Origin of the sequence: uncultured Thiodictyon sp., assembly GCA_903837595.1 — a bacterium.
Lineage (GTDB): Bacteria > Pseudomonadota > Gammaproteobacteria > Chromatiales > Chromatiaceae > Thiodictyon.
In genome coordinates, this window is sequence record CAILVI010000056.1 from 1 (window position 1) to 6,671 (window position 6,671).

General features: G+C 64.7%; 6 protein-coding genes. 4 read left to right on the plus strand and 2 right to left on the minus strand.

Features of this window, described 5'->3' with window-relative positions:
* From QZY44_RS02965 to gspD, 4 genes are all read left to right on the plus strand, one after another.
* The coding region (locus QZY44_RS02965; RefSeq protein ID WP_295442027.1) for a PilN domain-containing protein at positions 1–273 on the plus strand (273 nt) is incomplete at its 5' end.
* Positions 270–875, plus strand: a complete 606-nt coding sequence (gspM, locus tag QZY44_RS02970; protein WP_295442030.1) for a type II secretion system protein GspM — start codon at positions 270–272, stop codon at positions 873–875. The genes QZY44_RS02965 and gspM, both read left to right, overlap by 4 nt.
* On the plus strand, positions 872–1,654 hold the full coding sequence (locus tag QZY44_RS02975) for a hypothetical protein (RefSeq protein ID WP_295442033.1): 783 nt from the start codon (positions 872–874) through the stop codon (positions 1,652–1,654). The genes gspM and QZY44_RS02975 overlap by 4 nt, the downstream gene beginning before the upstream one ends.
* Positions 1,620–3,953, plus strand: a complete 2,334-nt coding sequence (gspD, locus tag QZY44_RS02980; protein ID WP_295442036.1) for a type II secretion system secretin GspD — start codon at positions 1,620–1,622, stop codon at positions 3,951–3,953. The genes QZY44_RS02975 and gspD overlap by 35 nt, the downstream gene beginning before the upstream one ends.
* Here the strand turns inward: gspD and QZY44_RS02985 are convergent.
* Both QZY44_RS02985 and QZY44_RS02990 read right to left on the minus strand, forming a co-directional pair.
* Positions 3,950–5,005 (minus strand): PilT/PilU family type 4a pilus ATPase, encoded by a 1,056-nt coding sequence (locus QZY44_RS02985; RefSeq protein WP_295442039.1) that lies wholly within the window; start codon positions 5,003–5,005, stop codon positions 3,950–3,952. The genes gspD and QZY44_RS02985 overlap by 4 nt on opposite strands.
* 96 nt (positions 5,006–5,101) lie before the next feature.
* On the minus strand, positions 5,102–6,415 hold the full coding sequence (locus QZY44_RS02990; RefSeq protein WP_295442042.1) for a PilT/PilU family type 4a pilus ATPase: 1,314 nt from the start codon (positions 6,413–6,415) through the stop codon (positions 5,102–5,104).
* Positions 6,416–6,671: the final 256 nt, after the last annotated feature.

A 6,671-nucleotide genomic window follows, 5' to 3' on the forward strand; every position in this document is an offset into this window, starting at 1 on the left:
AAGTGGGAACTGCCCCGGATGCTTGATGTGTTGCGTGAACTGACGGCGCGCATCCCCGACGATACCTGGGTGCAGAGCCTCGAGTATCAGAATGGCGAGGTCGAGTTGCGCGGTGAATCCGGTCGGGCCACGGCCTTGATCGGGCTCCTGGAGGGTGCTCCGGGGATCAGCGGGGTTTCGTTCCGCTCCCCCGTGACCGAGGTGGCCCAGACCGGCAAGGAGCGGTTCAACCTCGCCTTCAAGTACAACCGCAGCGAGCCCGCGCGCCCATGACCCAGGCCGTCGCCTCCAAGCGTTACTGCGTGCTGGTCTGGACCGCGGTGGTGCTGCTGCCGGCGCTGCTGATCGCCGCCGTCGCCGTGCCTTGGCTGGAGCGGATCGGGCGGCTCGACACGGCCATTGTCAGCGCCGTCGATCAGCTCGGGCGCTACCAGCGCCTGGTCGCCACCCTGCCCGGGTTGCGCACCGAACTGGAGCAGGTCAACAGCAATCAGGACTTCAAGGCCTTCTACTTCGATGCCCCGACTCCGGCCCTGGCCGGTGCCGCGCTGCAGCGCAAAGTACAGGACATTGTCACGGCCGCCCGCGGCCGCCTGATCAGCACCCAGTTGCTGCCCGAGGAGAAGGCAGAGCAGCCGGCGCGGGTGCGCCTGCGCCTCCAGATCCAGGGTTCTACCGACACCTTGGTCGAGATCCTCTATCAGCTCGATCGGTCGCGGCCCTTCCTGTTCGTCGAACAGGTCTCGGTGCGCTCCGCCGCCCGTGCGGATGCCCCGGGGCATCCGGTGCCCGTTCGGCGTCCGGGGGCCAACGAGACCGGTGAATTGACCGTGCGCCTGGATGTCTTCGGATTTGCCTTGGGCGGAAAGGCGTGATCAAGACTGCGGCTGTTTTGGTGATCCTCGCCCTCACCGGTGTGCTGGGCATGCAATGGCGCGATTGGCCACGACCGCTGTCGCCGCTCGTGCCTCAGACGGCCGCCCAAGGCGCGACGGCGGGTGCGGACCAGTCGGCGGGGGGGCTGCCGACGACGCTGGCCCCGCCGCAGCCGAAGGAGACCTATGCCGGCGTCGCCGAGCGGCCACTGTTTCGACCCCAGCGCAAGCCGGAGCCGCCCCCAAGCACCGAGCCCGCAGCGCCGTCGGCGACGCAGGACGTCGGTTCTCTGGACGGACTGGATCTCACCGCGGTCCTGATCTCTCCCGCGGGGACCTCGGCCTGGATCAGGGACCCGAGTGCCCCCGCATTGAAGCGCCTGCGGCTCGGCGACGAGCAAGCCGGCTGGTCCGTCAAGGCTATCCTGGCCGATCGCCTGGTGTTTGAGCGACAGGGGGAGACGCATGAGCTACTATTGCTCGATTCGGCGTCGGCCAAAGCCGCGCCGTCCGGCGCTGTCCCCCCGGGGACCCCCGCGTCGCCCGTGCGTCCGACCTCGCCGGCGCGTCCAGTGCCGCCGGTACGTCCCAATCCCGGGGTGGTCCCGCCGGTACGTCCCAATCCCGGCATAGCGCGTCCACCCGGTGTGCCCCCGCGTGTACCGGCGCCCGGTGCGCCCGGTGCGCCCGGTGCTAATCCGCGGGGCGCGCCACCATTATCATTACCGCCGCAACCGAGATCGAATGCACCTCGACCACTATCGCCACCGCCGCGTTAGCCGCCGACTGGGGAGCCACCCCCGGTGTGCGCTGTTTCTGATCCCGCTGGTCTTGGGACTGGCAGGTTGTGCGCGCAGCTATTGGGACCCGACGGTCAAGGTCGGCGAAAGCAGCGGACATCTGACCGGCCGCGTCCCGGGCACGACCGCATCCGGGGCGCCCGCCCAGGGTCCGGGCGAGGGTGCGGGTATTGCGCTCGGTGACGAGAAGACCAAGAAGGCGGTCGACTCGGTGAAACGGGGCACCGGCACCTTTGTGCGGCGCATCAGCGGCCCCACCGTGGACACCACTCCGGGTGACATTACGCTGAATTTCGACGGTCAAGACATCCGCGAGGCCGTGAAGACGATCTTGGACGATCTGCTCCACGTCAACTATGTGCTGAGCCCGGCGGTGCAGGGCACCGCCTCGCTTAAGACCGCGCGGCCGCTGCGTCGCGAGGACCTGATCCCGACCCTGGAGACCCTGCTGCGGATGAATAACGCGGCAATCGTCTACAAGTCCGGGACCTATGAGGTAGTGCCCATCGCCAACGCGGTCCAGGGCAACCTGGTGCCGCAACTCGGCGAGTCGACTCGGGCTCTGCCCTCGGGCTACAGCATCCAGATCGTTCCGCTGCAATACATCAGTGCGGAGGAAATGAACCGCATCCTTCAGCCCCTGGCTCCGGAGGGCAGCATCATCCGTGTGGACACCCTGCGCAATCTGCTGTTGATTGCCGGTACCAGCCCGGAGATGGGCAATTTGATCGACACCATCAAGGTGTTCGACGTGGACTGGATGAAGGGGCTCTCGGTGGGATTTTTCGTCCTGGAGTACGCCAAGGCCAAGGACGTGGTGACCCAGCTCGAGGGGCTGCTGGCCGACGATTCGGGGAACCCGATGAAAGGGCTGTTCCGCTTCGTGCCGGTGGAGGGTTCCAACAGCCTGATGGTGATCTCGCCCCAGGAGAGCTATATCCAACAGGCGCGCAACTGGATCGAGCGACTGGACATGGCGGAGGCGACCGGCAGCGCGGCCGAGCGGCTCTTTGTCTACCGGGTCAAGCACGGGAAGGCCGCGGACCTGGCGGATGTGCTCTCCCAGCTTTTCAATGGTGACGGCAAAGAGAAGAAGTCATCGGTGGGCGGGGTCGCCCCGGGGCTGGGCGCATCGACGATCGGTGCGCGGGCGGTCATTGGTCAAATGGGCAGCGGGATGGGTGGCGGGTCCAGCGGTGGGCTCGGCAATAGTGGGGGCAGCAATTTGCGCAATACCGGCGGCAGCGGCCTCTCCGGCGGCGGGCAGGGGGTGTCGGGTGGCATCGGGGGCGGTCAGGGGCAGGCCACGGCACAGGCACACACCTTTGAGATGAGTGCGCAGGTGAGTGTCGTCGCCGATGCGGTGAACAACTCGATCCTGGTGCGGGCCAACCCCAAGGACTACAAAAAGATTCTGGACGCACTCAAGCAGCTCGACATCGTCCCGTTGCAGGTCCTGGTGGAGGCGACTATCATTGAGGTCAGCCTCACGGGTGATCTCCAATACGGTGTCCAATGGGGCTTCAAGGGCGGCTATGGTGGCACCACCGATGCCCAGGGAAATAAGAGCGGGGGGTTCTTGAGTATGCTGGGGCTCAATAGCGCCACGGGCGGCGCCAAGACCATCGGTGCCGCTGCCATCGCCGGCACCGTGCCGGGCTTCAACTGGACCGTGATCGCGCGGCCAGGCGACATCCTTGCCACCTTGAATGCGCTGGCCAAGCAGAACCTGGTCCACGTCCTGTCTTCCCCCTCGGTCATGGTAATCAATAATGAGGCGGCCAAGATTCAGGTCGGTCAAGAGGTTCCGGTAACCACCCAGCAACAGCAGAGTACGCAGAGCGCGAACTCCAATATCATTAACAGCGTCTCCTATAAGGACACGGGTGTCATACTCAAGGTCAAGCCGCATGTGACCACCGGCGGGCTGGTGCAGATGGATATCAGCCAGGTGGTCAGCGATATCGCCAGTGCCGGAACGAATAACAATCCGACTTTTACGACGCGCTCCATCGAGAGTACCGTTGCGGTCCGCTCCAATCAGGCGGTGGTGCTGGGGGGGCTGATCCAGGACGGCCGCACGGACGACAAGCAGGGTGTCCCCGGCCTCTATGACCTGCCCTATGCCGGGGCACTGTTCGGGGTGCGCTCCAAGAATGCCAAGCGGACTGAACTCGTGGTTATCCTGACCCCTAAGGTCATTGCCAGCGACCAGGATATCGAGGCGGTCAGCGACAGCTTTCGCGACCGGATACGCGGACTGGAATCCAAATTCTAGCCAAAGTTGATTTTGGCCTCGAGGTTGGGGCCTGAATCGGCGTTGGCCAGGGCCTCGTCGAAGCTGATGGTCCCGGCGCGGAAGAGTTCGAGTAGGGCGTCATCGAAAGTCTTCATGCCCGCCTCGCTACTGCCCTGCATGGCCTCGACCACCTCGTCCACCCGGCCGCCCCGGACCAGGTCGGCGATATGGGGGGTATTCACCAGCACCTCAATGGCCGCGGTGCGCTTGCCGGTCACGGTGCGAACCAGGCGCTGCGAGACGATCGCGCGCATGTTGATCGACAGATCCATAAACAGGGATTTGTGCATTAGCTGGGGAAACATGTTGATGATGCGCTCCAAGGCCTGGTGGGCGTTGTTGGAATGCAGGGTGGAGATGGCCAGGTGCCCGGTCCCGGCCAGTTCGATGGCGGCCTCCATGGTTTCACGGGTGCGGATCTCCCCGATCAGGATCACGTCCGGTGCTTCGCGCAGCGAACTCTTCAGGGCCGCGGCATAGCTCTTGGTATCGACCCCGATCTCGCGTTGATTGACGATGCACTGCTTGTGCGTGTGGACGAACTCCACCGGGTCCTCAATGGTAAGGATGTGGCCCGGGGCGGTGGAATTGCGCGCGTCGAGCATCGCCGCCAGGGTGGTGGACTTGCCGGACCCGGTGGCCCCGACCATCAGGATGATCCCGCGCTTGTGCGTCATCAGTCGGGACAGGCTCGGCGGCAGGCCCAGTTCCGCGATGGTGGGGATCTTCGCGCGGATGTAGCGCAGCACCATCGCTGCCTGTCCACACTGATGGAAGGCATTGACCCGGAAGCGGGCGCGATCCCCCAGGGCGACGGCGAAGTCCACCTCCCATTCGCTGGCGAATATGCGGGCCTTCTCTTCGTCCAGGATCGACAGCACCGCCTCGCGGCAGAATTCAACCGAGGCCGGGCTGTCACCGATCGGACGAATGATCCCCTCGATCTTGATCCTGACCGGGGAGCCTGGCGTAAAGAAGAGGTCCGAGGCGTCGTGCCGGACCATCATCTCGAGGTAAGGGCCGATGTCCAATGGTGTGTCTCCGGTGCAGACGGTGCCGGGCGGGGCACCGTTGGTGTGTGGGGTGAGCGCCGGCGCGACGGCGGCCAGGGCGGGGCGGGTCCGGGCTCAGCCGGTCTTGCCCTGGCCGACCCCCGGACGGTTGAACGCCGCCGGTTTGTCGGACTCCAGCGCCAGACTCCCGGTCGGGCCGGAGCGGCCGAAGGGTATGCTGCCGATGCCGCCCTTCGGGCCGCCCTGGGGCGCCCCGAAGAGGACCGAGTCGCCGCCGCCTTCCTCTTCACCCTCCGCGGCGATCGAGAATCCGTCCGCATCGCTAAAGAAGTCCTTGCCTTGGGCCTCATGGCCCTCCAGCTTGATGGCGAGTCGCAATTCGTTCATGGAATCGGCACTGCGCATCGCGTCCTCGTAGCTGATCTTGCCGGCCTCGTAGAGTGCAAACAGGGCCATGTCGAAGGTCTGCATCCCCTGCTCCCGGGACTTTTTCATCACGCCCTTGATGCCATGCACATCGCCCTTGAAGATCAGGTCCTGAATCAGGGGGGAGTTGATCAGGATCTCGATGGCGGCGATGCGCCCGCCGCTGGTGCAGGGCAGGAGCCGCTGGGAGATGATCGCCCGCAGGTTCAGTGACAGGTCCATCAGCAGCTGTACCCGGCGTTCCTCGGGGAATAGATTGATGATGCGGTCCAGTGCCTGATTGGCGCTGTTGGCGTGCAGGGTGGAGAGGCACAGGTGGCCGGTCTCGGCGAAATTGATCGCATGCTCCATGGTCTCACGGGCGCGGATCTCCCCGATCAGTATGACGTCCGGGGCTTGACGCAGGGTATTCATCAGGGCGGCGTCCCAGCTCTCTGTGTCGACCCCGACCTCACGCTGCGTAATCAGGCAATTGCGGTGCGGATGGACATACTCAACCGGGTCCTCAATGGTAATTATGTGGCCGTGACTGTTCTGGTTGCGGTGCCCGATCATGGCCGCCAGCGAGGTGGACTTGCCCGAACCCGTGCCGCCGACCACCAGGATCAGGCCCCGCTTGGTCATGATCAGGTCTTTCAGGATCGAGGGTAGTCCGAGGTCGTCCAGCTCCGGGATGGTGCTGGTGATGGTGCGCAATACTGCCCCGGAAAGCCCCTGTTGGATGAAGGCATTAACCCGGAAGCGCCCGATCCCTTGGGGGTTGATGGCGAAATTACACTCCTTATGCGCCTCGTAGTCCCGTACCTGTCGGTCATTCATGATGGCACGCACCAACACGCTGGTCTGGGCACTGCTCAGGGCGCGATCACTCAGCGGTGTCATCCGCCCGTCGATCTTGCAGGCGGGAGGAAAGTCGGCCGAAATAAAGAGATCGGAGCCCTTGCGCAACAGCATGGTGCGCAGGCAGTCGAGCATGAATTTCGTGGCTTCTTGGCGGTCCATGGGGGTCTCCCGTCTGGTTGTCGAATAGCATCAAGCTGGTTCAGCGCGTCCAGCTCGAACCCTTCCGGCTCCGCTTCCCGCAAGGCGAGGCCCGCGGTAACGCCGACCGCCGTATGCAGGAAGACCTGCGCGGCCAGCCGGTTCAGCCGTTTGTGCGTGTCATCGCCGGAGACGGAAAGCTTTTCTTCGAAAGTCGCGCCCAGCGTGAGTATGCCCACCGTGAGCGGGGCGGGGGAATCCCCGTTTATGCGCATGG

What these genes read in the sequence shown, in the direction of transcription:
- QZY44_RS02990 (WP_295442042.1), bottom strand. Translation starts at nt 6,415, where the DNA reads ATGGACCGCCAAGAAGCCACGAAATTCATGCTCGACTGCCTGCGCACC.
- gspM (WP_295442030.1), top strand. Translation starts at nt 270, where the DNA reads ATGACCCAGGCCGTCGCCTCCAAGCGTTACTGCGTGCTGGTCTGGACC.
- gspD (WP_295442036.1), top strand. Translation starts at nt 1,620, where the DNA reads ATGCACCTCGACCACTATCGCCACCGCCGCGTTAGCCGCCGACTGGGG.